This window comes from Candidatus Aalborgicola defluviihabitans (genome assembly GCF_016705985.1).
In the GTDB taxonomy this organism is placed as follows: domain Bacteria; phylum Pseudomonadota; class Gammaproteobacteria; order Burkholderiales; family Burkholderiaceae_C; genus Allorhodoferax; species Allorhodoferax defluviihabitans.
Genome location: NZ_JADJKN010000023.1, coordinates 148,846 through 174,823, shown reverse-complemented (window position 1 = coordinate 174,823; position 25,978 = coordinate 148,846). Strand labels below are relative to the sequence as shown.

Genomic DNA, 25,978 nt, shown 5'->3' with positions numbered 1-25,978 from the left:
CTGCGGTATCAAGCTTTAGCGCGCGCCAGACAGGCCAAAGCGCAACAGGTCGCGAATGAGCTTCTGGGCTACTGCCGAAAGTGCTTCACGGCTCCAGCCGCTCTTGCCACCGGTACCACTCCACAGAATGTCGCCGGACGCCACATCGATGATCTGCAGGGTAACGCCAGCAGCAGGCTCACCATCCACGCCGACCTTGTAGCGCCACTCGTCCACAGCACCCGCCAGGGCATAACGTGCCTTGCGCTCGCGGGCCCATTCCAATGCATCTTGCTGGCGCTTGCTGTCAGCCGTATCAAACAGGGCCTCTTGCTGCGCGGTGGACTCATATCGCTGCACCTTGCCAACCCCTTGCGCGTGCAGCAATGCCAGTGCGATGGCTTCTGCACGGTTGCCCGCCAATGGCGTTTCAGTGTGATTGGCAAAAGGGAGCACCACCCAGCTGGCTTGTCGCTCAAGTGTTGGGGCTGCGCCCCGGTCCAAAGTGGAGCATGCGCCAAGCAGCAACATGCCACTGGCAAGGCAGAGGATGCGTAGGCGTCGCAAAATGGTGGTGTGGTGTTGCATGTTGATCCTCAAGGTGCTCAAAAGTGAAAACGGTAGGTAAATTGCAGGTCCCGGGTTAGGCCCTGTGTCTGGATACCTGATAGCGATTGTCCCAAGCTCAGACTCAAGTGGTCAGTGCCCCACACGCTACCCGCCAAGCCCAAGCGTACGCCATAACCAGGGCCGAGCAGGCTGTGCCAGGTGCTGCTGATGCTGGCAAAGGGGCGCAGTGCGCGGCTGTAGTCCTGTGCGTAGCGTGTGTTGGTGGCTAACTCTATGCCATAAAAGTCGAAGTTGTCCGGCAAAAAGTAGTCTGGTCCGAGTTCAGTTGTATCTGCAGGCAGCAGATTCTGCAACCTAAAAGTGCTGGGGGGTAGGCCCGCAACCGCACTGCGCTGGTAGGCATGCGTGGACCAGAATGCGCCCCATTCCAAGGATGGCGCGTCTTGGCGGTAGGTATGGATGTACTGCAAGGTGCTGTGCTGACCATTGCCAACCCGCTCGCCGGTCTGGAGTTGGTAGCTTTCGTCCGCGTATGTGAGTGAGAACTGGTCCTGACGTGTGGCTTGGTAGCGCAGACTGGTGGCTGCACGGTCTTTCATACCGGCCACGCGCAGTGCCAGGCTTTCTTCGCTCGGCAGTCTCACACCGGCAGAGGCTTGCAAGCTCAGGCGGTTATCTAGACGCTGCTCATGCGTTACTTGTAACGGTGTTGTGGTCAAAAACCCTTGTCGATTGGCGGCATACAGCACGGTCTCGCCATCCAAATGCTTCCAGTGCAACCTTGCCTCTAGCCACTTTTCGCTCGGCGGTGAGACGATGGTTAGGGGGTCTGTGGACTGTCGCTGGATGCTGCCCAGGTTCATGTCCAGCGACAGTCTCGGGCGAAAGGCGAGGTGCAAGACCGCATCTGTGCGCTGTTCATCCATTCCCCCCAACTGCGCGGCAGTGGTTTGGGTGCCAGCATGCTCGCTAAAGGCCAACAGGTTATCTACCAACTGCAAGTGCAATGGCGCGTCGCCGTGCTGATCAGCTTGCGCGTCGAATGCGGCACTTTGCGCCAAGCGGATGTCTTGTGCCGCTACAGCTGCGTTGATTCGGTCGTAACGGGGCAGGCGCTCGTCAAAGGTCTCCAGTAGCTGGCCACTCGCAGACTTGTCGTTTTCGGCCAAGGCAACAGTAATCTCGGCCCATAGCGGGCGGTTGGCGCGCAGGCTGAGGCTGCGGGCGTATTGGTGCCACAAAAATCCCCGTTCGGCCGTGTATTCACCAGCATCCTGTAGCCAGCCAATCGCGGTTTCTGCAGCGGCGTTGGAGAAATTTCCGCGCGCATCACGGTCCAAACGCAGCAGCTCACGCAGTACATCGATGGCTGCATCACCTGGGCGCTGCGTGATCATCAGGCGTGTGCGGGCAATGCGCTGTGTTTGGTCCAGACCCGCATCGGTTAACCAGAGTTGGCGTGCCTGCTCGCGTGTCAGGCGCGCACCGCTTGCACTGGTGCGTGCCGCCTGCCACTCGCGTGAAAGCAAATGGCGCCGCAGGCGCCAGGCGCGGTCGCCTTGCTGGTTTTGGTCTAGGGCATCGGCATAGTTCATCATCCACAGAAAATCGTTCTCGTGGGCTTTAAAACGTGGTGTCAGGTAGCGATCCAGTGCGGTCTGGGGCAGCGACAGCGCTTGATAAGAAGAGGCGAGTGCATCGTGTAGTTCTGCAGACTGACCCCACTGCCGTTCACGTGTCGCCAACAGTGCACGCAGCGACACGGTGTCATTGCCGTCAATGAAAAGCCACAGCAGCGCCTGTTGCATGTCAGTTGAATTGGGGCTGGCGCGCAGGCCCGCTTCAAAAAGTCTGCGCGCCTCGGCCATGCGGCCCTGGTTCTGGTGCCAGGTGCCAACCAGACGTAAAAACTCAGGACTCTTCCACAGTGCGGTCAGCGCGTCGCGGTTGGCCTGTGTTCCGGATCCGAGTGGCTGTATGAGCTTTGCAAAAGCATCCCACTGCGTGCGCCCAGAATAGACAGTCAGCGCTTGCAATAAGTGACGCGGTTGACGGTAGCGCTCCCACGCGTGCGCAGAAACCTGCGCTGCCTCTAACGGGTAATCCAGTAGCAGCAGACGAATCAAATCGTCGAAGTCGCTCACCTGTGAATCTTTGGATTGCAGCAGCGCACGGTAAGCGGCAACAGCCAGAGGCACGCGTTGGCGGCTCTCCGCCAGCTGGCCCGTCAGACGCCAATAGTCGCTGGCAATTTCTGCCGTTGGCGGCAGCCGTTGCGAGGTCTCCAGCCAACTGAGGCCTTCGTCTGCTTGGCCATGGGTGAGCGCCAATACGGCCGCGCGCATGGCGCGTTCTGGCGTGGCCTGATCCGGTTTACTCAACAGACGGCGCCAAGCCTGCAACGCCATGTCGGGCTTGCCCGCACGTTCGGCCAACTGGGCCAGAATTTCCAGCGTGGCAGCAGTCTTGGCGTGCTGCTGCAGATAGTTCAACGCAGGCTCTGGTTCACCCAGTCGCTCGTACGCCTGTACCAGGGCCGTGATGAGCGGTAAATCGTCGGGCTGGCTGGCCAGCTGGTGGCGTATGGCCTGCACCAGTGCGGCATCGTCGAACTGGCCGGGCGCTAACCGCAACACGGCCTGCCAGGCCTCTTCTTTTTGGGTTTGACGGGCAACTACCAACCAATTTTCAAGTGCCACATCGAGGGGCAGGGTCCACTCCGAAAGGTGGGCCAGGCGCTGACGCCATTCAAGGCTGGTCGGGTTTTGTTGAACCGCTGCGCGGGCCCCCGCCCAGGCGTCTTCGGGCTTGCGGTTTTCCAGGAAAACCTGGTATCCCAAGGAGTATATTTTTTCGTCAAACGGCAAACCAGGTATTGGGCCTGGTTGAGAAAAGCTTTTGCGCGTTCCGTCGATTCGGATCGGTGCATCACTCGTTTGCATGCTCACCCTGGTGCCTGCCGAGGCCAGGAGGGAAGCCCCGTCGTCAAATACCTGTGTGGGCTTGGAGTCTTGTGCAAATTGGTCTTGCAACTGACGCAGGAGTGCCATGTGCAACAGGCGGCGCGCGTAGCGGTCTGCTACGTCAGGCTTGCCGGCTGCGCGTGCCAGTTCAATGAGAAAAAACAGGATTTCTGTATCATTTTCTAATGTGCCTAATTCTTGCTCGGCCATTTGTAGCGCGGACACAGGTTGATTCCCTGATTGCAACGCACGTACGGCTGCCAGATAAAAATGTTTGGCTTGCTGCGGATCGGTAGTCACCTTGCGGGCGGTGAGGTACAGCGCAGCGCTTGTTGCATAGTCTGACGCCGCTAACGCATCGCGTGCCGCACGTTCGTAAAACGAGGAGGCTTCTTGTGGATCGTTCTGCTCGGAGGCCAGCGTACGGTTGATGGCAATGCTTAATGCGGGTTCGTTGAACTGCGCGGCCATGGCAGCCAAACTTCGTTGCCGCGCCAATGGCCACGTCTCGCGTGCCAGCGCGTGGAGTTGATCACGCAGCGTTTGGCGCAAGGCATCGCGGCGCGCACTTTCTTTTTCTGGCGTACGCTGAAATTCGGCGTACGTCAGCTCCCATAACGTCCATAACGCATCGCGATGAATATCAGGTTGCTTGGAGTCGAGTGCGGGTTGAAGCGTCTCGCGTGCATCCGTGGTGTCTCCATGTGCGATCTGGCGCTGCGCCAGCAGCAGGCGCAAACGGGGGTTTTCAGGGTCGCTGCGCAGAAGGTTGTTGAGATAGGTGATCGAAAGGGCAGACTCGGTCGTTTCGGACAAGCGCCGTTCCAAGTCTTGCCGCGGAAACAGCATCCACAAGGCGGCGCAAACCATTGCAGCCAATAGTGCAATCAGCCAGCCGGGTGCCAGCGCTGGACGCTCAGTGAGCAGGGCAGTTGAGCTGGATTTGAGCATGGGTTTCCTGAAGACGGAAATACTGAATACCTGGCAAAGCCAGTGGCCCGCCTGGCGTGGGCGTGAGCGTACGCTGTTTCGTTTTTACCTGACATTGGCTAGCGCCAGCTAATGCAAACTCCAGCGGCACATGGGCTTGCAGCTCCAGTTCCAGGCGCGGCTCGCGGTCAGACCGGGTCCAACCCGTCAAGCGTCCGTTGGCTTCGAAAAGATAAGGCGTTTGGCCCGATGCTTTCGTGCTTGCGTCTTGCACTTGTAATGTGGCTTGATTACCGGAGAGCAACACATATAGCCCCTCCTGCCCAGGACGGTAGCCGGCGACGCCGTTACTGGTTAGCAAGTCGGGTGTCCCTAACGCAGGTGGTAAGCGCAGTGTGCGCAGGTGTCCATCGCTGCGGACCCGCCAGCCCGCGCCGTCTCGGGCGATGGCAACGCTATCAAAATCCTGTACCTTGAGTATGAATTCCGAAGTGAAAACCGGGTACAGCGGATGTGCAAGTGCCCAGCCATACACCTTGTGCAGTGCTTTTAAACCGGCTTGTTTGCTCGCCGAATACACATGGTAATAAATGCCCACAGGCTTGATGCGCCTCGGCTTGTCTGTCATATCGAAGGTTTCTATGGCGCGCTCAAAACCATAAAACGGACCGCGCCACAGGTTGGTGTAGATGTTTTCGTTCGTTATCGGTGCGTAAACCTGCAGGTATCCATTCTTGCGGATGCCCAAGGCGCCTACGGCAGTCAGTGAGGGATTGGCCAGCGTGATGGAGGTGTCGCCGCCATTGATGTTGAGCAGACCGGCGCGTTCCGTAATCTCCAATGCTTTCGCATCGGGAGCGGTGTCCCCTGACCATTGCAGAATCTTGACCGCCTTGCCTTTGGGTGCGAGGCGCTCGCGGATGTAGGTGGTGGAGCCGACGATTTCACGCGTCAGGTCCATGGTGTACCCAGGTATGTTGAGGTTGTAGGCGGCTTCCTCGTTGTCTTTGAATAAACCGTGGAGAGTGCTGCGGTCCCACAAAAACGGGTGGGAATAGGTGTGGTTGCCGATTTCGATGTGCGCCAGCTTGAACATTTGCTGCGCAATGCTTTCCAGTCGGGGACTCAAGTCGGGGTGCAGGCCGTGCGGCGCGATCTCTGCTTCAATGACCGACATCGTTTGGGGGAATCTGTATTTTTCAAATACGTCCTTGAGCAGAACTTGTGCCGCCGGTGGACTGCCCGGTAACTCCGCGAGTGACGCAAAGCCATCGCCATCTACATGCGCGAGTAATAGGCGACGTCCGCTTTCCGTGGTGGTGTCAGGAATTGGAATGACCGGCAAACGCAGTGCATGGGTTAGAAAGGCAAAAGGGTCTATCACCCAGCGAGAAAATTCAGTGCCAGGAATTTCGATCACAGCATAGGGGTCGAGAATGAAGCCGCCCCACGGAGTGAGCGCGCCACCAACGAACGCGCGTTGGCGACTGTCGCGAAACTCCACCAGCGCTTGTGCGCGTGCCGCCATGGCGGGGGTCAACTCTACAGGCTCGAAACTTCGTGTGACCAGGGGCATTGCTGTCTCGAACGCCAGCATTGGGTTCTGCGCCGTCATGCGCAGCGCGCCGTTGGGCTCTACCGTGCCGGTCTGTACCCCGAGTTTGTTTGCCCATTGAATGTCCGGGGATTGACCAAGGTCGCCCACGATGGCCAGCGGCATGCCTTCGTCCATGTGATTTTGTAGCCATTGGCTGACGGCTTTGCGGCGGCCTTCAGGTAAGAATCCTGAGAACCACGTGGCAACCCCCGCATAACGATCCCGCAGTACGCCTTCTGGTAAGGGCTGAAGTGCGTCTGCATAGTCTGCGATGTAACCCATGTGGTTGATCGGCATCTGTAGATAGCGGTGTGCGTTGGAGTAATTCAGGGACGCTGCCTCCGCGCTGCTGTACAAGATGAGAATACGCCGCGGCACTGTTTCAATGCTGCCAATGCCCATGGTCTGCAGCGCGCTATCTGTAACCCAGGGAATGAAACCTTCGGCCTGAATACGGGCCGCTGTGGCACGGGTTAGGGCGCGATCTTGCGGCGCCACGTAATCGATGACGAGTACCGGGAGTCGCTCTTGGTCGCGAATAGCGCGAAGCTGTCCGAGCAGCCAGTTTCGGTCGGTCTCGCTGACTTCTTCGTATCGCTGGCTATTTGCGTTCCAGGCTTGATACAGCGATTCAGCTGCCACCATTTGAATCTTATCGCGCACTTGTGGCACGATCTCAAAACCCCGGTTAAGCACCAGTTTGATGCCGGGAAAGCGCTGGTGAAGGGTTTCGATAACGCGCACCAAACCCTGCTGCTGGGCCTTCTCGTCAAAGTTGATGGCCAGGCGGTAGGAGTCGAGTGTGTCCAGGAAGAACCCACGGTAACCGCGCTCCCATAAAGGCGCAATGACGCGGCGGGCAAAAAAATCGGCCCACTCGGGCGGCGTCTGGTCGATAACGTCTGACTTCCAGGCACCGTTGCGTGCCAGTTTCCATTGCGCCGGAATGTCCGCATAGTAGGGGCGTGATGCCTGGACCTCGGCGACCGAGACATAGGCGTACTGGTCCGTTCCGGGGAGTTGTTGCAAAGCCTGGTTGTGATCAGGTTCAACCACCACCATGTCAAACGCACGAAATTCTTTGATTGGCGTGCTCTGCCCGTAGTACAGCGCCACGGCCGGCGCTGCCGACGATGCTACTGGCCAAACAATGGTGGCAATGCATAACACGCACCAACTAGCCCATTGGGTGAGAGTAAATAGTGGTGTTGATCGTGTAAGACCGAGAATCAAAGTATTCGGGTTAATGGTGAATTCTCGGGCTTGCAGCCAGGGTGGATTGCGGGATCGACCTGCAGTTGTAATGAAATGTTTCGCTACATTATAGAAATTTTTGATTCTTCACATCCAAAATGTCGTTTGTCGCACACACGTTTTGTAAGTCGATTCGGGGAGACCTTGCATGATTTTGGTAACCGGCGGTGCCGGATATATTGGTTCGCACACTTGTGTGGCCTTGGCTGCAGCAGGCGAGCCCTTTGTGGTGCTCGACAACTTCAGCAATAGTCGCCACTCGGTACTGGAGCGCGTTGCGCGCATCACGGGCGCAACGCCCCATTATGTCGAGGGGGACGTTCGTGACCCCGTCCTGCTGGAAAAGGTATTTGCACAGCACCGCATAACCGCTGTGGTGCACTTCGCGGCGTTGAAAGCCGTGGGTGAGTCGGTGCGCGAGCCGCTGCGTTATTACGACAACAATGTCTCAGGCACATTGACTCTGTTGCGCGCCATGCAAGCCGCTCAGGTACGCAGCTTGGTATTTTCGTCATCTGCCACCGTATACGGAGACCCCGCCAGCTTGCCGATTCGCGAAGATTTCCCGTTATCGGCGACCAACCCCTATGGCTGGAGCAAGCTCATGATGGAGCAAATGCTGGCCGATGTTGACGCGGCCGATCCCGGTCAATGGCGCATCGCGCGGCTACGGTATTTCAACCCGGTGGGCGCGCATGCGAGCGGCCTGATTGGCGAAGACCCTCAAGGGGTGCCCAACAACCTGCTTCCCTACGTAGCGCAGGTTGCTGCGGGCCAACGCGCATGTCTGAGCGTCTATGGTGACGACTACCCCACGTCAGACGGCACCGGGGTCCGTGACTACATCCACGTCTGTGACCTTGCAGATGGCCATGTGGCGGCGCTGCGCTACCTGCGCCAGCATGCCGGCTTGCTAACCGTGAACCTAGGGACCGGAAGGCCCGTGTCCGTATTGGAAATGGTGCGAGGCTTCGAGCAGGCCAGCGGCCGTGCAGTGCCCTACGAAGTAGTGGCCCGACGCCCTGGCGACGTTGCCGCATGCTGGGCTGATCCATCACTTGCCGAGCGCCTGCTGGGTTGGAAAGCGCGCTATGGCTTGGAGCATATGTGCCAGGACGCTTGGCGATGGCAAGATGGCGTCGCCCGCACCCTGGGCCCAGCCTAGGCATGGCGCAATTGGGCAGGCATGCCTCATCACTACACTGACGCGCCATGCGCCGCAAGATACCCGCCACCCACACGCTGCTGTGCTTTGAGGCCGCTGCGCGCCACGAAAGCTACACCCGCGCCGCGCAGGAATTGGCACTGACGCAAAGCGCCGTGTCGCGCCAGGTGGCGGCGCTGGAAGCGTATTTGGGCCAAGCCTTGTTTACCCGCACACGCCACGGCGTGGCGCTGACACCGCGCGGCCGTGAATACGCCGCCCAGGTGGCAGAGCGGCTGCTGGCGCTAGAGCGCGACACGCTCAACGCCATGTCCACCCAGGGCACGCAGGGCGCTGTGCATTTGGCGGCAGTACCCACTTTTGCAACCCGTTGGCTGATACCACGCTTGCCCCAACTGGCTGCGCAGCATCCAGACATCGTGGTGCACATCGAAACCCGCACCCGGCCATTTATGTTTGCTGAAACCGGGTTTGATGCCGCTCTGTATGCCGGCACGCCCGAACAGGTGGCAAATTGGGCCGGAACGCAAGCGACCCTACTGGTGCACGAAGAGGTGTTGCCGGTGTGCGCACCTGCGTTACTGACCGATTCCACGCCATTGAGCCCGCAGGGTGTGGCTCAAATGCCTTTGCTGCAACAAAGCACCCGCCCGTTTGGCTGGAGCCAGTGGTTTGACGCCATGGACGTCGTCGCCCCGCATGCACTATCGGGCCCGCGCTACGAACTGTTCTCCATGACCGCAACGGCCGCTATCCACGGTTTGGGTGTTGCGCTGGTGCCGCGGCTCCTAGTGGAGACCGAATTGGCGCGCGGTGATCTGGTCGTAGCCTGCGAGCAACCTCTGCGCGCGGTGCGAGCCTACTACTTGGTGACACCTCTGCGAGACCAGGAGCCCGCGGCTTTGGTGCTGTTCAGGCAGTGGTTGGCGACCGCTGCGCAGCCGTTCCACGGATAAACCCCTAGATACAAACCGGCATCGCGCTTGCTAGCATCCGACAAAGAAGCTGACTAAACGGTCAGATTTTTATAACAGGAGTGCTAGCGTGTCTGACTCATACCAATCTGATGTTCGCCCCGCGCGGCTGGTCGCCAGCGAATACGCGCAACGCTTTGCCGATGCCACACCGCGTTTAACCCGCACCCAGGCGTTATTGGAGGCAGAGCGTTGCCTCTATTGCTATGACGCGCCCTGTGCCACTGCTTGTCCCACCAGCATCGACGTACCGTCATTCATCAAGCGTATAGCTGACGACAACCTGCGTGGTTCGGCGCGCACCATTTTGGAATCCAATCCACTGGGTGGCATGTGCGCCCGGGTCTGCCCGACCGAGAATTTGTGCGAGGCCGTTTGTGTGCGCAACACGCAAGAAGACCGCCCAGTGGCCATCGGGCGCCTGCAGCGGTTTGCCGTTGACGCACTGATGGAAAGTGCAAAACCGCAAATCTTCACACGTGAGGCACCCACCGGCAAAAAAATTGCTGTTGTCGGCGCTGGCCCTGCGGGTTTAGCCTGTGCTTATGTGCTGGCGCGCAAAGGGCACGACGTGGTGGTGTTCGACGCCAACGCTAAGGCCGGTGGCCTGAATGAATATGGGCTGGCCAGCTATAAAACGCCCGACAACTTTGCCCAGCGCGAAGTGCAATGGCTATTGGACATTGGCGGCATCACCATCCAGAACAACTGGAAGCTGGAAACCACGACCCAGCTCGCTGGGCTACGTAAAGACCACGACGCAGTCTTTCTGGGTATGGGTCTGGCCACCACGCACCCACTGGGTGTGCCGGGTGAAGATTTGAACGGTGTGCAGGACGCGGTCGACTTCATCGCCACACTGCGCCAGGCCGAAGACCTGTCTACCTTGCCCGTGGGCCGTCGCGTAGTGGTCATCGGTGGCGGTATGACTGCGGTAGACGCCGCCGTGCAAAGCAAGCTGTTGGGCGCCAAGGTGGCACACATGGTGTACCGGCGCGGGCCAGAGACCATGTCTGCCTCCACGCAAGAGCAGGAATGGGCGCAGACCAATGGTGTAGTGCTGCACCAATGGCTGGCGCCTGTCGAGATTCTGGGTCGCGATGGCTTTGTGGCGGGTGTGCGCTTTGCCGAGCAAGCCATGGTGGACGGCAAGCTGCAAGCCACTGGGCGGGAGATCGCATTTGAGGCAGATACCGTCCTTAGGGCCATTGGCCAGAAACTGGGTAACCCCGTGCTGGCTGCAGCAGGCTTGACTCTGGACGGTGGCCGCATTGCCACGGATGCCGAAGGCACAACCAACCTGCCTGGCGTCTGGGCAGGTGGTGACTGCCGTGCCGGTGGGCTGGACCTGACGGTGGAAGCTGTGGAGCATGGCAAACAATCGGCCCATGCCATACACGCATTCCTCACAACCTGATCGCCGCACACGACATCTGGAGAAAAACTATGGCCAATCTCGCAACCACATTCGCCGGCATCAAAACACCTAACCCTTTTTGGCTCGCATCTGCGCCACCTACCGACAAAGCCTACAACGTCAACCGGGCGTTTGAAGCCGGTTGGGGCGGTGTAGTCTGGAAGACTCTGGGTGAGGCCGGTCCACCGGTCGTGAACGTCAACGGTCCGCGCTACGGCGCATTGCTAACGCCCGACCGTCGCCTGATGGGCTTCAACAACATCGAGCTCATTACCGATCGGGATTTGGAGCTCAACCTTAAAGAGATCCGCGAGGTCAAACGCAACTGGCCCGACCGCGCCATGGTCGTTTCGCTGATGGTGCCGTGTGAAGAGCAATCCTGGAAAAACATCTTGGCCCGCTTGGTCGACACCGGGGCCGACGGCATTGAACTCAACTTTGGCTGCCCACACGGCATGAGCGAGCGCGGCATGGGAGCCGCTGTGGGCCAAGTGCCGGAATACATCGAGATGGTCACCGCCTGGTGCAAGCAGTACAGCAAGCTGCCCGTCATCGTCAAACTCACGCCCAACATCACCGACGTGCGCCTGCCCGCGCGCGCCGCCAAAAAGGGCGGTGCCGACGCGGTGTCGCTGATCAACACCATCAACTCCATCATGGGTGTGGACCCCTACACGTTGACCATGTCACCCAGCACAGGCGGCATGGGATCGCATGGCGGCTACTGCGGCCCGGCTGTCAAACCCATCGCGCTGAACATGGTCGCCGAGATCGCGCGTGACCCGCAAACTGCAGGCCTGCCCATCAGCGGCATTGGCGGCATTGGCAACTGGCGGGACGCACTGGACTTCATCGCGTTGGGCTCGGGCACGGTGCAGGTCTGCACCGCCGCCATGGTCTACGGCTTCAAGATCGTGCAGGAGATGACCGATGGCCTGTCCAACTACATGGACGAGATGGGCTTCACCAGTGTGGACCAGATCGTTGGCAAAGCCATACCCACCGTCACCAACTGGCAATACCTGAACCTGAACCACATCAGCAAGGCCGTCATCGACCAGGACAGCTGCATCCAATGCGGGCGCTGCCACATTGCGTGCGAAGACACCAGCCACCAGGCCATCACCAACATGAAGGATGGCAAACGCTTCTTCGAGATCAAAGAAGACGAGTGCGTGGGCTGCAACTTGTGCGTGACCGTGTGCCCCGTGCCTGAGTGCATCACACTGCGTGATCTGAAACCGGGCGAAAAGGACTTGCGCACGGGGCTGGTTGTGAGCGACAAACATGCTAACTGGACCACGCACATCAACAACCCCATGCGAACCACCACATCGGTTTAGGTGGTTTAAGCGATTTAGGCCTCTAGCCCTCGTGCGATATAACTAATGCGCTACTAATACAGGAGCATTCATGACAAGTATTCTGATCAAAGGCGGCACCGTGGTGAACGCCGACCGCGCCTTCAAGGCGGATGTGTTGACCCAAGACGGCAAGATTGAGGCCGTGGGCGAGAACCTCACCGCGCCTGCGGGCGCGACCATCGTAGACGCCGGCGGCCAGTACGTCATGCCCGGCGGCATTGACCCGCACACCCACATGCAGCTGCCGTTCATGGGCACCACCACCATGGACGACTTTTACACCGGCACGGCGGCCGGCCTGGCCGGTGGCACCACCACCATCATCGACTTCGTCATCCCCGACCCGCAAGAAAACATTCTGGACGCCTACAAAAAGTGGCGCGGCTGGGCCGAGAAGTCGGCGTCGGACTATTCCTTTCACGTCGCCATCACCTGGTGGAGCGAGCAGGTGCGCCAAGACATGGGCACGCTAGTCAAGGAAGAGGGCATCAACAGCTTCAAGCACTTCATGGCCTACAAAAACGCCATCATGTGCGACGACGAAACGCTGGTGAACAGCTTCAAGCGTTCGCTCGAGCTGGGCGCCATGCCCACCGTGCACGCCGAGAACGGCGAGCTGGTCTACCTGTTGCAAAAGACGGTGTCCGACATGGGCATCAAAGGCCCCGAAGGCCACCCACTGTCGCGCCCGCCCATGGTCGAAGCCGAAGCCGCCAACCGCGCCATCGCCATTGCCGATGTGCTCAACGTGCCGATCTACGTGGTGCACGTGAGCTGCATTGAATCGCTAGAGGCCATCGCCCGCGCCCGCGCCCGCGGCCAGCGTGTGTATGGCGAAGTGTTGGCCGGCCACCTGGTGCTGGACGACAGCGTCTACCGCCACCCCGACTTTGCCACCGCCGCCGCCCACGTGATGAGCCCGCCGTTCCGCCCCAAGGGCAACCAGGAATTTTTGTGGCGCGGCCTGCAAAGCGGCAACCTGCACACCACCGCCACCGACCACTGCACCTTCTGCGCCGCGCAAAAGGCGGCGGGCAAAGACGACTTCTCCAAGATCCCCAACGGCTGCGGCGGCGTGGAAGAGCGCTTGGCCGTGATTTGGGACGCGGGCGTCAATACCGGGCGCCTGACGCCATCCGAATTTGTGGCGGTGACGTCTGCCAACACCGCCAAGCTGTTCAATATCTACCCGCAAAAGGGCAGTGTGTCGGTCGGCGCCGACGCCGATTTGGTGGTGTGGGACCCGGCGGGCACCAAGACGCTGTCGGCCAAGACGCAGCACAGCAAGGGCGACTTCAACATCTTCGAAGGCCGCACCGTCAAGGGCATCCCCAGCCACACCATCAGCCAGGGCGAGCTGGTGTTTGTGCAGGGCGACCTGCGGGCGGTGAAGGGCAAGGGCCGCTACATCAAACGCCCCGCGTTCAGTTCCAACTTTGCGGCGAACAAGTTGCGGGCTGAGACGCTGGCACCAACAGCCGTAAAACGTAAATGATCGTGCCCGCCGCCGCTCATCGCCAACGCCCCGGCCCCGCCCCCCCAAGCCCCCGGCCGGCGCCGGCCTTTCGCCGGCTGGCTCGCCCCACAACACCCAGGAGTTCACCATGACCACCACAACCAACACCGAAACCCTCCGCATCAACGGCGACCGCCTCTGGGCCTCCCTCATGGAGCTGGCCAAAATCGGCGCCACCCCCAAAGGCGGCGTGTGCCGATTGACCCTGACCGACCTGGACAAGCAGGGCCGTGATCTGGTCACCCGCTGGGCGCGCGAGGCCGGCATGACCGTCACCATCGACAAAATCGGCAACGGCTTCATGCGCCGTGCCGGGCGCAACAACAGCCTGCCCCCCATCATGACCGGCAGCCACATCGACACCCAGCCCACCGGCGGCAAGTTTGACGGCAACTACGGTGTGCTGGCCGGCATTGAAGTCGTGCGCACCCTGAACGATCTGGGCATTGAAACCGAAGCGCCGATTGAAGTTGCCTTCTGGACCAACGAAGAAGGCTCGCGCTTTGTGCCGGTGATGATGGGCTCGGGCGTATTCGCCAAAGCCTTCACGCTGGAACATGCCTACGCCGCCACCGACACCGAAGGCAAGAGCGTGGGTGAAGAACTGGAGCGCATTGGCTACATCGGTGACCAAGAGCCAGGCGACCACCCCATTGGTGCCTACTTTGAGACCCACATCGAGCAAGGCCCGGTGCTGGAAGATGCCGACGTGACCATTGGCGTGGTGCAAGGCGTGCTGGGTATCCGCTGGTTTGACTGCACCGTAACCGGCATGGAAGCCCACGCCGGCCCCACGCCCATGGCGCTGCGCAAAGACGCCATGCAGGTCTCCAGCCGCATCATGCAAGAGGTGGTGGCTTGTGCGATGCGCCACCAGCCCCATGGCCGTGGCACGGTGGGCATGGTGCAGGTGTTCCCCAACAGCCGCAACGTGATTCCGGGGCGGGTCAAGTTCAGCATCGACCTGCGCAACGCCACCGACGCGTTGGTGGACCAGATGGCCGACGAGGTCAAAGCCTATGCCGCCAAGGTAGCCCAAGACAGCGGACTGGATGTGAAGATTGAAATGGTATCCAGCTACCCGGCGCAGGTCTTCCACAGTGACTGCGTCGATGCCGTGGGCCGTGCCGCCAAAAAGCTGGGCTACAGCAACATGCCTGCCGTCTCAGGCGCCGGCCACGACGCCGTCTACATGGCCCGCCTGGCACCCAGCGGCATGATCTTCATCCCTTGCAAGGACGGCATCAGCCACAACGAGATTGAGGACGCCAAGCCCGAACACATCACGGCCGGATGCAATGTGTTGTTGCATGCAATGCTGGAGCGGGCGGGGGTGGCTTGAACGCCAGCTTTCTTTAGAAGAAATAGGTCGTTAGCCCTCGTGAGATCTAAGTGATACGCTATTCAATATGTAGCATTTCGCTTGAATTGAAGCGAACTCAGATGTCTTGTGCTGGCTGCTTGTAGCGCGCATACGACCACAGGTACTGCCCTGGTGCCTGGCGGATCAGCCGCTCCATGCCCGCATTAACCGCCGTGGCGGCGGCTTCGGGGCTGGCGCTGGCGTCATGCAGCTCGGGCGCGTCCATAGGCTCGAAATGCATCACGTAGCCTTTGCCGATGCCCACGCGCTCGCACCAGCACAACAACACCGTGGCGCCGCTTTGTTGGGCCAGGCGTGGCAGCAAAGTCATGGTGTAAGCGGGTCGGCCAAAGAACGGCGCCCATGCCCCTTGCCCCAGCGGTGGCACCTGGTCCGGCAGGATGGCGGTGTAGCCGCCGCCGCGCAGCACGCGAATCAAACTGCGCACGCCGGCCACGCTGGTGGGCACAGCCTTGAGGCCGGGCCGGTCGCGTGAACTGGCCACCAGTGGCGCCAACCAGGCTTTGCGAGCCGGTCGGTACAAGGCCACCAGCGGACCGCGCGTGGGGCCATAGCGTTCGGCCAGTGATTGGCCAATCATCTCCCAGCAGCCCAAATGTGGCAGCGCCAGAATCACGCCCTTGCCGGCGTCCAGCGCGGCTTCGAACCGTTCGGCACCGTCCCACTGCACCCGGTCCAGCACGCCTTGCTGGCGGGGGCGCAACCACAGCCAGGGCAGCTCTGCCACCATCATGCCGATGGCGGCCACGGCGGGTCGGTATTGTGGGGGGTTGAAGCCGGCGGCACGGGCCTGGCTTTCCAGGCGCAAGCGGTAGGCGGGAGATAACAACCACACCAACCACCCCAGCAGTGCCCCCACGCCCTGCATGAATGACAGCGGCAAATGGCCCAGCAGGCGAAACAGACGAACCATGAACATGCGGGAATTGTCGCCCAGGCTCACATGGCTTTGAACAGACCGGCGTAGCTGCGGCTCACTTCCAGTTTTTCGGTACTGCCGCGCACGCTCACCAGTTGGCGGCCGCGCTCGTCGCGGCTCACCCCAGTGATGGCTTTGACGTTGACAAGGGTCGAGCGGTGGATTTGCCAAAAGAGTTGCATATCCAGCTCCTCAATCAGCTCCTTGATCGGTTTGCGGATCAGCGCCTCTACCGTTGCGGTCTGCACGCGGGTGTATTTTTCGTCGGATATGAAGAACAGCACATCTTCCACCGCAATCATTTGAATGCTCTGGCGCACCGTGGCCTGTATCCACTGGAGCTTGGCCGGTGCCTGCGGATTGAGCTGGCTGGAAAGGCGTTGCAGCAGGCGCTGCATGTCGGGCGTGTGGGTGGCCAACAGTGGCGTGTCGGTCGATTCGTCCGAGGCGTGGCTGGCCCGCTCGGTCATGCGCTGGCGGATGCGCTGCACGGTGAGCAGCAGGCGCTCGCGCTCGGCCGGTTTAAGCACATAGTCCACCACGCCCTGCTCAAAGGCCTGTACCGCATACTGGTCGTAGGCGGTGATGAACACAATCTCGCAGCCGGGCCAACCGTCAGCATCTTCGTAGGTGGGTAGCTGCGCAATCTGGCGCGCCGCATCGACACCGGTGAGGCCGGGCATGCGAATATCCAAAAAGACGATGTCAGGGTGATGCTGTTCGGTTAGCGCCACGGCCTCCAGTCCGTTTTTGGCTTCCGCCACGATTTCCAGCTCGGGCCACACCTCGGTCAGGCGGGCACGCAGCTGTTCACGCAACAGGCGTTCGTCATCGGCAATCAGGGCACGGGGCATGCGCACACTCCATCTCGGGGGTCGGGTTGCAGGAAGCGCCTATTCTGGCTGATCCGGAGCTTTGGCGACATAGGGCACCGTGATGGTGGCCGAAGTTCCGCCGCCGGGCGTTTCGGCCACACTGAGGCTGGCCTTGTTGCCGTATAGCAGGGCCAAGCGCTCGCGAATGTTGGTCAGGCCGATGCCAGTACCGGCTGTGGCGGCCTTGCCAAAGCCCAGGCCGGTGTCGGCTACTGTGACGGCCAGTTTGCCGTGCACAATTTCGGCGCTCACGGTTAGGCTGCCGCCCTCGGCCTTGGGTTCCAGTCCGTGCTTGATGGCGTTTTCCACCAGGCTTTGCAGCATCATCGGCGGGAACTCGGCGGACAGTAGGCCGTCGCTCACCCGCACGTCGGTCTGCAGTCGTTCTTCCATACGCACCTTGAGGATTTCCAGGTAGGGTCGAATCACCGCCAGCTCGCGTCCCAGGTCCCTTGTGCTTTGGGCATTGGCCTCGCGCATGGTGGGCATGCTGGCACGCAGCAAGGCAATCAGGTTCTTTTGCATGATGCTGGCACGCGGCGGATCAGTCTCGATCAGGTGGTCAATGCTGGCCAACGTGTTGAACAGAAAGTGCGGCTCCACCTGGGCTTGCATGGCGGCCATCCGGGCCTCTACCACCTGGCGTTTCAGGGACTCGGATTCTGCCACCTCGGTGGCCTGTGCGGCCTTGGCCTCGGCCTGCACCGTGCCCTTGTAGGTGATTTTGAGGATCATCGACAGCAGGACGAACCACATGGTCAGCGGCATCAGCGGCTCGCCAATCTTGTGCGTGCGCAGGTGCGGAGTCCAGCCGTCAGCGGCCTCATCGGCGGAATCCATGGCATCCTGGCGTAGTTCCTCCAGCGCCGATTTGAAGTCTTGGCGGGCTTCCTCAATGGCCTTGCGTACTTCCTCGGTGTTGGCCCCCGGAGGCAGCCGGATGTGGACCTCAGGGCCGGATGTTGCGTCGGAATTTTGGGTTACTTCGGCCGGTGCGGCAGAGGCAGCAGATTCTGGCGGTGTCGGAACGGCTGGGACTGCTGGCATCGCAGGGCGCGTACGAATGCGCACCCCTTTCTCATCAACCGAGATGTCAAGTCCCTCATTACTGCTTGATTTGCTTGGCTTGTTGGTCTTGCTCTTGGCAGGTTCGTGTGGCACGCGTGGTGGTGCGTCGGAGTGGACCACCTCGGTGTATGTGAAACTGAACGGCGGGATGTCGTGCAGGATGGCCATGCTGATGATCAACGCGAATGCCAACAGGAAAAACCGCTTCCAGGTAAGGCTGACCAGCCATTGGGCATAGGCATGGAATCCAGTCACACAGGTCGTGGAAAAGCGAGCCCATTGGCTGGGCTGAGTGGCTGGGGCAGATGTTGGATTCATGATGGGTGCTACCAAAGGCGACGATCGAAGCCCAGACTGTACTCACCCGCCACGGGGTCTCGCCAGCCCCAGGCGACGCAGTGCCCAAATGACGGACAAACTGCAGGGCTGAGCGACAAACCGGAGCCCGCTACACCGGTATAGCGGCGATCGGCCATCGGTGCTTGCACAAGGCAGGTTTATCATCAGCATATGACCAGCGCCTCCGATCTGGCGCAAATCCGCTTTGACAATGCCTTGGCCTTGTTTGACGAATTTGTGCGAAACACCATCAAACACCCTGACGCCGCCACCCTGCGAGGCCTGGAAGGCCGTTTTGCCGAGAAGGTGCAAATCCAGCCCAGCTACTGGAGCCAGATCAAGAGCCGTTCCCGCCAAATTGGCGAGCGCTTGGCGCGCCAGTTTGAGCTGTTGTGCCGCAAGCCAAACGGGTGGATGGACCAGGTGCACACGCCCGGAACCGGCACCACCAAGGGCAACCCGGCGCCTTCGTCAGCCGATGACAGCCATGCTCCCCGCGATGACGATGAGCGTTTCATCGTCGGTCTGGTGCTCACCTACTACCGACGCCACCCACAACGCGCCCGCACCCGGCTGCTGGACCTGCTGGGTGAGGTGCTGACCCCAGCCGCAAGCGAAACCAGGGCCGCTCCTGCCCCGGCGCCCCAGTCGGTGACCACCGCAGCCCCTGCTGGTGATGCCCATGCTCTGTGGCTGCGCTCCCAGTCCGGTGTGGCGCCGCTACGACAAAAAAAGTAGGTATTCATACTTTAAGATAAACATTACTTTCTCAAGATAATATTTAATTTATCATTTGAGTAAGTTTGTAGAGATAGACGTTGTTTCCTGCACATACAGGCAATAAGCGCCGGCTTTCCAGACTCACCTTGACCGATCCGATTGGATCGTTCTTCGGGCCCCGTTCGGGGCTTTGTTATTTCCACCCCAGGAGAGATGACCCAGGAGAGAGCATCATGATAGGAAGTTTGCCCACCAGAACCTTGCCGCTTTACACCCACCGCGGCCCCAGCATCCGCAACTGGCTGGCCGCCATGCTGCGCAGTGCGAGCCGCATACTGGCCCGTGTTGCACGCCAGCTGAAGGTCGCCGAGCGCAATCGTGGGTATGCCCATGGCGAGCAGGTCTTTGAGTTCTATGCAGAGGCCGGTGCGCCAGAAGGCGCGCTGTATGTGGATGGCCAATTGGTCGGCTATTTGCCAGGCGTCACGCGGCTCTAATCGTAGGGTTGGGCGGCGTCCTACAATCGCCGCTTTGCGCCGCACCCTGGCGCTGCCACCCTTCCCAAAAGGAACCGTTATGACCGCCACGCCCAACGTTTTTGCCCAACGCATTGCTGCTGCCCAAAATGCCATGGCAGCATTGGGGCTGGAGGCGTGCCTGGTGCCTTCCAGTGACCCCCATCTGTCGGAATACCTGCCGGCGCGCTGGCAAGGGCGGCAATGGTTGTCGGGCTTTACCGGTTCCATGGCTACCTTGGCGATTACCCGCAATCGTGCTGCCCTGTTTGCCGACAGCCGTTACTGGACCCAGGCCGAGTCCGAACTCGCTGGTAGCGGAATTGAATTGGTCAAAATCGACAGCGGTGCTGCCACCCACCATGTGCAGTGGCTGGCGCAGGCTGTGCAACCAGGGCAATCCGTGGGTGTGGATGGTGCGGTGCTGGGGCTGGCCGCCGCCGCACAGTTGCGCGAGGCATTGAACCAAGTGGGGGCAAGCCTGCGCACCGATGTGGATCTGCTGGCCACCATTTGGCCCGACCGTGCCGATCTGCCCCAAGCTCCCGTTTACGAGCACGATGCCGCCTACGTGAGTGCGCCACGCAGTGCCAAACTGGCCCAGGTGCGCGCCGCTATGCTCCAAGCCGGCGCCAGCCACCATTTCATTTCCACCGTGGACGATATTGCCTGGCTGTTCAACTTGCGCGGCTCGGACGTGTCCTTCAACCCCATCTTTCTGGCCCATGCGCTGATCGATGGCACCGGTGCCACGTTGTTTGTGTCGCAGGGCAAGGTCCCTGCCGAGTTGGCCGCGCGCCTGCAGGCCGACAGCGTGCAGTTGCAGGATTACGCCCAGGCTGGCGCAGCATTAGCCGCCTTGCCGGCAAATGCTGTGTTGCTGCTGGACCCCCGTCGCGTGACCCTGGGCCTGCGCGAAAGTGCACCACCGAGCGTGAAGGTGGTGGAGGCCGTCAACCCCAGCGTGTTGCTCAAGAGCCGTAAAAATGCGCATGAAGCCGCCCACGTTCGTAAAGCCATGGAACAAGACGGCGCCGCCATGTGCGCGTTCTATGCCTGGTTCGAAAAGGCTCTGGGCACCGAGCGCATCACCGAACTCACCATCGACGAGCGCCTGACCGCCGAGCGTGCCAAGCGCCCCGGTTTTATGGGCTTGTCGTTCAACACCATTGCTGGTTTCAACGCCAATGGCGCCATGCCGCACTACCGCGCCACGCCCGAAAGCCATGCCGTCATCGAAGGCAATGGCCTGCTGTTGATTGATTCGGGTGGTCAGTACCCTGGCGGCACCACCGACATCACCCGCGTCTGGCCCATTGGCGCACCCAGCGATGCGCAAAAGCGCGACTACACCCTGGTGCTCAAAGGCACCATTGGCCTGTCGTGCGCCCGCTTTCCCCTGGGTACGCTGTCACCCATGCTCGACGCCCTCGCCCGTGCGCCCCTGTGGGCTCATGGCATGGACTATGGCCATGGCACCGGCCATGGCGTCGGGTACTTTCTGGCGGTGCACGAAGGCCCGCAAAGCATTTCCAAGGCCATTCCCGATGCCAACATGGCCATGCAGCCGGGCATGATTACCTCGATCGAACCCGGTTTGTACCGGTCTGGTAAATGGGGCGTGCGCATTGAAAACCTGGTGCTCAATGTGAGTGCACCCACCCATGAACCGTTTGGCGAGTTTCTGGAGTTTGAGACACTGACGCTGTGCCCTATCGATACCCGTTGCATTGACCGGACGTTGTTGCGCACCGACGAGATTGACTGGCTCAACACCTACCATGCCACGGTCCGTGCGCGTTTGAGTCCGTTGTTGGAAGGCGCTGCGCTGGCCTGGCTGGTGCAACGCACTGAACCTATCTGAGGTCGTGCGCACCCGGGTAAATCCCGGTTAGGGTATATCCGGATCGGGGGTTCAATTGCGGTATGTAACTTGTAAGCAGCCCTACAATAACTTGACCAATCGGTTAGCTTTTACCCCATGAATCCAGAACCAGCGTCCGCCGCACCTTCAACTTCCTCACCAACCGCCCGTCCGGTGGTTGAGGTGCGCAACGCCAGTGTGGTTTACCAAACGGGTGACACGCCAGTCAAGGCCCTGAGCGATATCGATCTGCGTATTGCTGAAGGCGAATTCGTCTCCTTGATTGGCCCATCGGGTTGTGGCAAAACCACGCTCTTGCGCGTGATTGCCGATCTGGAGCAGATCAGCGCCGGCACGGTGCTGGTCAATGGCGTGAGCCCACACGACGCACGCATGGCCCGTGCCTATGGGTATGTGTTCCAGGCGCCCGCCTTGTTCCCTTGGCGCACTGTTTTGGGTAACGTCATGCTGCCGCTGCAAATTCAGGGTGGCAAAACGGCCGACAGTCGGGCCATTGCCATGGCGCATCTGGAGCGCGTGGGTCTTAACGGGTTTGAAGGCAAGTACCCCTGGCAACTTTCGGGCGGCATGCAGCAGCGGGTGTCGATCGCCCGTGCGCTGGCTTTTGAGCCGAAGATTTTGATGATGGACGAGCCCTTTGGTGCGCTGGATGAAATCACCCGTGACCGTCTCAACGAACAGCTGCAGCAGCTCTGGCAACGCGAGCGCCGCACCGTGGTGTTTGTGACCCACTCCATTGCCGAAGCGGTGTACCTGTCCACCAAAATTGTGGTCATGTCGCCGCGCCCGGGGCGCATCATCAAGATCATTGACTCGCCCCTGCCCGACGACCGGAATTTGACCCTGCGCGACACGCAGGCCTTTATGGATGTGGCGCACGCGGTGCGCGAAGCCTTAGCCGATGGCCACCTCGAATAAACCACCTGCCCCGCCGCTGGCGCGTCGCCTGTGGGATACGGGGTTTCCGGTAACCGTGGTGTTGCTGGTGTTGCTGGTGGTTTGGTACGGCGCCGCCTGGGGCATGAATGCCAACGCGGCCATAGAGCGTGTGTTGGAACCCACTGGCAACCCCTGGACCTGGCAAGCCCTGATGACCACCACCTGGAATATGGAGCGCCCGGTGATGCCCGCACCGCACCAGATTGCGCTCGATTTTTGGTCCAGCTTGATGGACTGGCCGTTGGACTCTCCCCGCAACCTGATGTTCCATGTGGCCGTCACCGGCGAGACCACGTTGGTAGGGTTTGTGCTCGGCACCCTGTTGGGCTTGGTGTTGGCAGTGGCCATCGTGCATTCACGCACGCTCGACCGTGCCCTGCTGCCCTGGATCGTGGCCTCGCAAACCGTACCGGTGCTGGCCATTGCGCCGATCGTGCTGGTCATTTTGGGCAGCCTGGGCATGGAAGGTCTGGCACCCAAGGCGGTGATCTCCATGTACCTGAGCTTCTTCCCCGTCACCGTGGCCATGGTGCAGGGCCTGCGCTCGCCCCAGGTGATCGAGACTGAGATGATGCACACCTACGCTGCCTCTCGGTGGCAGGCGCTGTGGCTGTTGCGCCTGCCAGCCGCGTTGCCCTTTTTGTTTCCTGCGCTGCGCGTGGGCATTGCCGCCAGTCTGGTGGGTGCCATGGTGGCCGAGCTGCCCACCGGCGCTGTAGCGGGCTTGGGCGCACGCCTGCTTACCGGCTCCTACTACGGCAACACGCTGTCCATTTGGTCAGCGCTGGTTATGTCATCCTTGCTGGGTGTGCTGCTCACCACCGTGGTGGCCGTGACCGAACATTTGGCCTTGCGCCACCGCAGAATATGAATTCTGCATCGGCGCCATCCAATCGCACCACTGCCATGGCGGTGGTGGCTACGCTGGTCGTCGCCAGCCTGCTGTACATGCACCCGGCTGCCCAAGGAACCCGTCCGCCGGATGCCCTGTTCTGGCTCTTGATTGCTGCGCTGGGCGTTGCGGCCTTGTGGACCATTCGCCGCGTGGCAGCCATCCAGGGCACCCGTTTTGACGGCGTGCTGACCGCTGCCCTGTTTGGCTTGTGGGTGCTGTACTTCTGGCAGGTTTTGGTGGTGGCCTTTGAGGTGCCGCGCGTTCTGCTGCCCGCACCCACCTTGATCACCCAGTCCCTGCTGGATAACAGCGACAAGCTGTGGGGCGATTTTGAGCAAACCGTGCTAAAGGCCGTGGGCGTGGGTTGGTTACTGGGTTGCGGCCTGGGATTTTCTGTGGCCGTGGCCATTGACCGCATGCCGTTTTTGCAGCGCGGCCTCCTTCCCCTGGCTTCGCTCACCAGCACCATCCCGCTGGTGGCCGTGGCGCCGATTGCCGTGATGTGGTTTGGTTTTGAGTGGCCTTCCAAGGCTGCGGTGGTGGTGTTGATGACCTTCTTTCCCATGCTGGTGTCCACCTTGGCCGGGCTCAAGGCATCGGGCAAGCTGGAGCGCGAACTGATGCACAGCTACGGCGCCAGCTACGGGCGCACGCTGTGGTCGCTGCGCCTTCCATCGGCAACGCCCTTTCTGATGGGCGCACTCAAGATCAATGCTACTTTGGCGCTGATTGGCGCCATCGTTGCCGAGTTTTTTGGCTCACCCACGGTGGGCCTGGGGTTTCGGATTTCGACCGAAGCCTCGCGCATGAACATGCCTTTGGTGTGGGGCGCGATCGTGGTGGCTGCGGTCACCGGTTCGCTGGTCTATGCCTTGCTTGTGCAGCTGGAGCGCCGGGTGGCGTTTTGGCATCCGTCGGTGCGGGGCAAATAATGCCCTGCTGCTTTGTTATCTACCCAACCCCAAGGAGTGATTCATGACCGGTTCGTTCATTTTTAATCAGTTGAGGACAGAGCTAGCGCACGGTGTGTCGCTGCGGTCTGTCCCGCAAGGTCTCACTAAAGGCCTACTAGCCGCAGTGGTGGCGGTGTGCGGCATGACCGCACAGGCTGCCGAGAAGGTGACCATCCAGCTCAAGTGGCTGCCGCAGGCGCAGTTTGCGGGCTACTACTTGGCACAGGCCAAGGGCTACTACAAGGCCGAGGGGCTGGACGTAACCATCAAACCCGGCGGCCCAGACATTGGCCCTGCACAGGTCATGGCAGGCAACGGTGCCGACGTGATGGTGGACTGGATGCCTTCGGCCCTAGCCTCGCGCGAAGCCGGTGTGCCGCTGGTCAATATTGCCCAGGTGTACAACCAGTCTGGCCTGATGCTGACCTGCAAAAAGTCCAGCGGTGTGAACAGCCCCAAAGACCTCAAAGGCAAGACCTTGGGCGTTTGGTACGGTGGCAATGAATACCCGTTCCTCAACTGGATGAACAAGCTGGGCTACAAACCGGACACCGATATCAAGGTCCTCAAACAGGGCTTCAACGTAGACCCGTTGCTGCAAAACCAGGCCGCCTGTATCTCGACCATGATCTACAACGAGTACTGGCAGTTGGTGGATGCTGGCATCAAGGAAAAAGACCTGGTCACCTTCTTCTATGAAAAAGAAGGCGTGGCCACGCTGGAAGACGGTCTGTACGTGATGGAAGCCAAGCTCAAAGACCCGGCCTTTGTGGCCCGCATGGCCAAGTTCCTTAAAGCTTCCTTCAAGGGTTGGAATGAGGCAGTGAAGAACCCCGCCGAAGCTGCCAAGGCGGTGGTGGCGGCTGACGCATCTGGCAGCGCGACAATGAAAGTGCAGCAGCGCCAGATGGAAAACGTAGCCAAGCTGATCACCAATGCCGGCACGCCCAAGATCGGTTACCTGGACCCTGCTGCGTATGAGCGTACCGTCAAGGTGCTGTTGGCCGGTGGCAGCTCGCCTGTCATCAAGAAAGACCCGGGCAAGGCAGCTTACTCGCACGTGATTTGGGACGCTGCGCAGAAGTAAAAGGTAAAAGAAGGCGCACTCTCGTGGCACCCGTTGCGCACGACAGCGCCAAGGGCCTCATTCGGCAAACGAATGAGGCCCTGATTCTCTCAGCAGCCGAGCGCGTGTTCGCCCGCGCCGGCTTTGGCGGCGCCACCATGGCCGCCATCGCCACCGAAAGCGGCCTGCCCAAGGCCAACTTGCACTATTACTTTGGTTCCAAAGACGTGCTGTACCGCGCCGTACTGGCGCGCATTCTCAATGACTGGCTGGTACCCACGCATGGCATCCGCGCCGAAGCCGACCCGCGCACCGCCCTGGAGCAGTACATTCGTGCCAAGATGGCCCTGTCGGCCCAGCGGCCTGATGGTTCCAAGGTGTTTGCCAACGAAATGCTACACGGTGCACCGATTGTCAAAACCATTTTGAGCAGCGAATTGCGCCCCATGGTGCAGGAGAAGGCAGCAGTGGTGCAGGGCTGGGTGGACGCGGGCCGCATGGCCCCGGTGGACGCGGTGCACCTGTTCTTTACCATCTGGGCCGCCACCCAGACCTATGCCGACTTTGACGTGCAGGTCTGCGCCGTGCTGGGTTGCAAGCGCCTGAGCATCAAGGACCACGCCCGCGCCACCGAGCACGTGGTGTCCCTGCTGTTGCGGGGCTGTGGTTTGTAGTTAAATAGGTCTCTAGC

At 60.5% G+C, this 25,978-nt stretch carries 20 protein-coding genes; 14 read left to right on the top strand and 6 right to left on the bottom strand.

From position 1 onward, the window contains the following. Window positions 1–15: 15 nt before the first annotated feature. From IPI80_RS16745 to IPI80_RS16735, 3 genes are read right to left on the bottom strand one after another with little or no spacing between them, the layout of a single operon-like run. Window positions 16–567 (bottom strand): penicillin-binding protein activator LpoB, encoded by a 552-nt coding sequence (locus IPI80_RS16745; RefSeq protein ID WP_413862132.1) that lies wholly within the window; start codon window positions 565–567, stop codon window positions 16–18. Window positions 568–584: 17 nt separating this feature from the next. Continuing rightward, entirely contained in the window at window positions 585–4,463 is a 3,879-nt protein-coding gene (locus tag IPI80_RS16740; RefSeq protein ID WP_413862130.1) for a tetratricopeptide repeat protein, read from the bottom strand. Beyond that, window positions 4,429–7,155: a bifunctional glycoside hydrolase 114/ polysaccharide deacetylase family protein gene (locus IPI80_RS16735; protein ID WP_413862128.1), complete on the bottom strand. Its 2,727-nt coding sequence runs from the start codon at window positions 7,153–7,155 to the stop codon at window positions 4,429–4,431. Before IPI80_RS16735 ends, IPI80_RS16740 begins: the two co-directional genes overlap by 35 nt. A 286-nt stretch (window positions 7,156–7,441) precedes the next feature. On the opposite strand from IPI80_RS16735, the gene galE reads away from it, so the two are divergent. The 6 genes from galE (at window position 7,442) to IPI80_RS16705 (ending at window position 15,071) form a co-directional block, all read left to right on the top strand. Then, window positions 7,442–8,458 carry a UDP-glucose 4-epimerase GalE gene (galE, locus tag IPI80_RS16730; protein WP_413862126.1) on the top strand — a complete coding sequence of 339 codons (1,017 nt, stop codon included), beginning with the start codon at window positions 7,442–7,444 and terminating at the stop codon, window positions 8,456–8,458. 47 nt (window positions 8,459–8,505) lie between these two features. Further along, window positions 8,506–9,414 carry a LysR family transcriptional regulator gene (locus IPI80_RS16725; protein WP_413862124.1) on the top strand — a complete coding sequence of 303 codons (909 nt, stop codon included), beginning with the start codon at window positions 8,506–8,508 and terminating at the stop codon, window positions 9,412–9,414. Window positions 9,415–9,502: 88 nt separating this feature from the next. Further along, complete coding sequence (locus tag IPI80_RS16720; protein WP_413862122.1) at window positions 9,503–10,849, top strand: NAD(P)-dependent oxidoreductase; 1,347 nt, start codon at window positions 9,503–9,505, stop codon at window positions 10,847–10,849. A gap of 29 nt (window positions 10,850–10,878) precedes the next feature. Next, window positions 10,879–12,192 (top strand): NAD-dependent dihydropyrimidine dehydrogenase subunit PreA, encoded by a 1,314-nt coding sequence (preA, locus tag IPI80_RS16715; RefSeq protein ID WP_413862121.1) that lies wholly within the window; start codon window positions 10,879–10,881, stop codon window positions 12,190–12,192. 70 nt (window positions 12,193–12,262) lie between these two features. After that, window positions 12,263–13,708 (top strand): dihydropyrimidinase, encoded by a 1,446-nt coding sequence (gene hydA / locus IPI80_RS16710; RefSeq protein WP_413862119.1) that lies wholly within the window; start codon window positions 12,263–12,265, stop codon window positions 13,706–13,708. 109 nt (window positions 13,709–13,817) lie between these two features. Continuing rightward, window positions 13,818–15,071 (top strand): Zn-dependent hydrolase, encoded by a 1,254-nt coding sequence (locus tag IPI80_RS16705; protein WP_413862117.1) that lies wholly within the window; start codon window positions 13,818–13,820, stop codon window positions 15,069–15,071. Window positions 15,072–15,168: 97 nt separating this feature from the next. Here IPI80_RS16705 and IPI80_RS16700 read toward each other — a convergent pair whose 3' ends face one another. The 3 genes from IPI80_RS16700 to IPI80_RS16690 are packed head-to-tail and all read right to left on the bottom strand — an operon-like array spanning window position 15,169 to window position 18,293. Further along, the gene (locus tag IPI80_RS16700; RefSeq protein WP_413862616.1) at window positions 15,169–16,026 is read right to left on the bottom strand and encodes a lysophospholipid acyltransferase family protein; all 858 of its coding nucleotides are present in this window, start codon (window positions 16,024–16,026) and stop codon (window positions 15,169–15,171) included. Between the two features lie 26 nt (window positions 16,027–16,052). Continuing rightward, a complete protein-coding gene (locus tag IPI80_RS16695; protein ID WP_413862115.1) occupies window positions 16,053–16,886 on the bottom strand; it encodes a LytR/AlgR family response regulator transcription factor in 834 nt (277 codons plus the stop codon). Between the two features lie 39 nt (window positions 16,887–16,925). Then, the gene (locus IPI80_RS16690) at window positions 16,926–18,293 is read right to left on the bottom strand and encodes a sensor histidine kinase (protein WP_413862113.1); all 1,368 of its coding nucleotides are present in this window, start codon (window positions 18,291–18,293) and stop codon (window positions 16,926–16,928) included. Between the two features lie 192 nt (window positions 18,294–18,485). Here IPI80_RS16690 and IPI80_RS16685 point away from each other — a divergent pair, with 192 nt between their 5' ends. The 8 genes from IPI80_RS16685 (at window position 18,486) to IPI80_RS16650 (ending at window position 25,961) form a co-directional block, all read left to right on the top strand. Continuing rightward, the gene (locus IPI80_RS16685; RefSeq protein ID WP_413862111.1) at window positions 18,486–19,052 is read left to right on the top strand and encodes a hypothetical protein; all 567 of its coding nucleotides are present in this window, start codon (window positions 18,486–18,488) and stop codon (window positions 19,050–19,052) included. A 215-nt stretch (window positions 19,053–19,267) separates the two neighbouring features. Then, window positions 19,268–19,531: a hypothetical protein gene (locus IPI80_RS16680; protein ID WP_413862109.1), complete on the top strand. Its 264-nt coding sequence runs from the start codon at window positions 19,268–19,270 to the stop codon at window positions 19,529–19,531. 79 nt (window positions 19,532–19,610) lie between these two features. After that, the gene (locus IPI80_RS16675; RefSeq protein WP_413862107.1) at window positions 19,611–21,413 is read left to right on the top strand and encodes a M24 family metallopeptidase; all 1,803 of its coding nucleotides are present in this window, start codon (window positions 19,611–19,613) and stop codon (window positions 21,411–21,413) included. 117 nt (window positions 21,414–21,530) lie between these two features. Next, complete coding sequence (locus IPI80_RS16670) at window positions 21,531–22,352, top strand: ABC transporter ATP-binding protein (RefSeq protein ID WP_413862105.1); 822 nt, start codon at window positions 21,531–21,533, stop codon at window positions 22,350–22,352. Next, entirely contained in the window at window positions 22,336–23,244 is a 909-nt protein-coding gene (locus IPI80_RS16665) for an ABC transporter permease (RefSeq protein ID WP_413862103.1), read from the top strand. Before IPI80_RS16670 ends, IPI80_RS16665 begins: the two co-directional genes overlap by 17 nt. After that, window positions 23,241–24,200, top strand: coding sequence for an ABC transporter permease (locus IPI80_RS16660; protein WP_413862101.1), 960 nt, complete (start codon window positions 23,241–23,243; stop codon window positions 24,198–24,200). The genes IPI80_RS16665 and IPI80_RS16660 overlap by 4 nt, the downstream gene beginning before the upstream one ends. 43 nt (window positions 24,201–24,243) lie before the next feature. Further along, window positions 24,244–25,308, top strand: coding sequence for an ABC transporter substrate-binding protein (locus IPI80_RS16655; protein ID WP_413862099.1), 1,065 nt, complete (start codon window positions 24,244–24,246; stop codon window positions 25,306–25,308). A gap of 23 nt (window positions 25,309–25,331) precedes the next feature. Then, window positions 25,332–25,961 carry a TetR/AcrR family transcriptional regulator gene (locus IPI80_RS16650; protein WP_413862097.1) on the top strand — a complete coding sequence of 210 codons (630 nt, stop codon included), beginning with the start codon at window positions 25,332–25,334 and terminating at the stop codon, window positions 25,959–25,961. Window positions 25,962–25,978 lie beyond the last annotated feature (17 nt).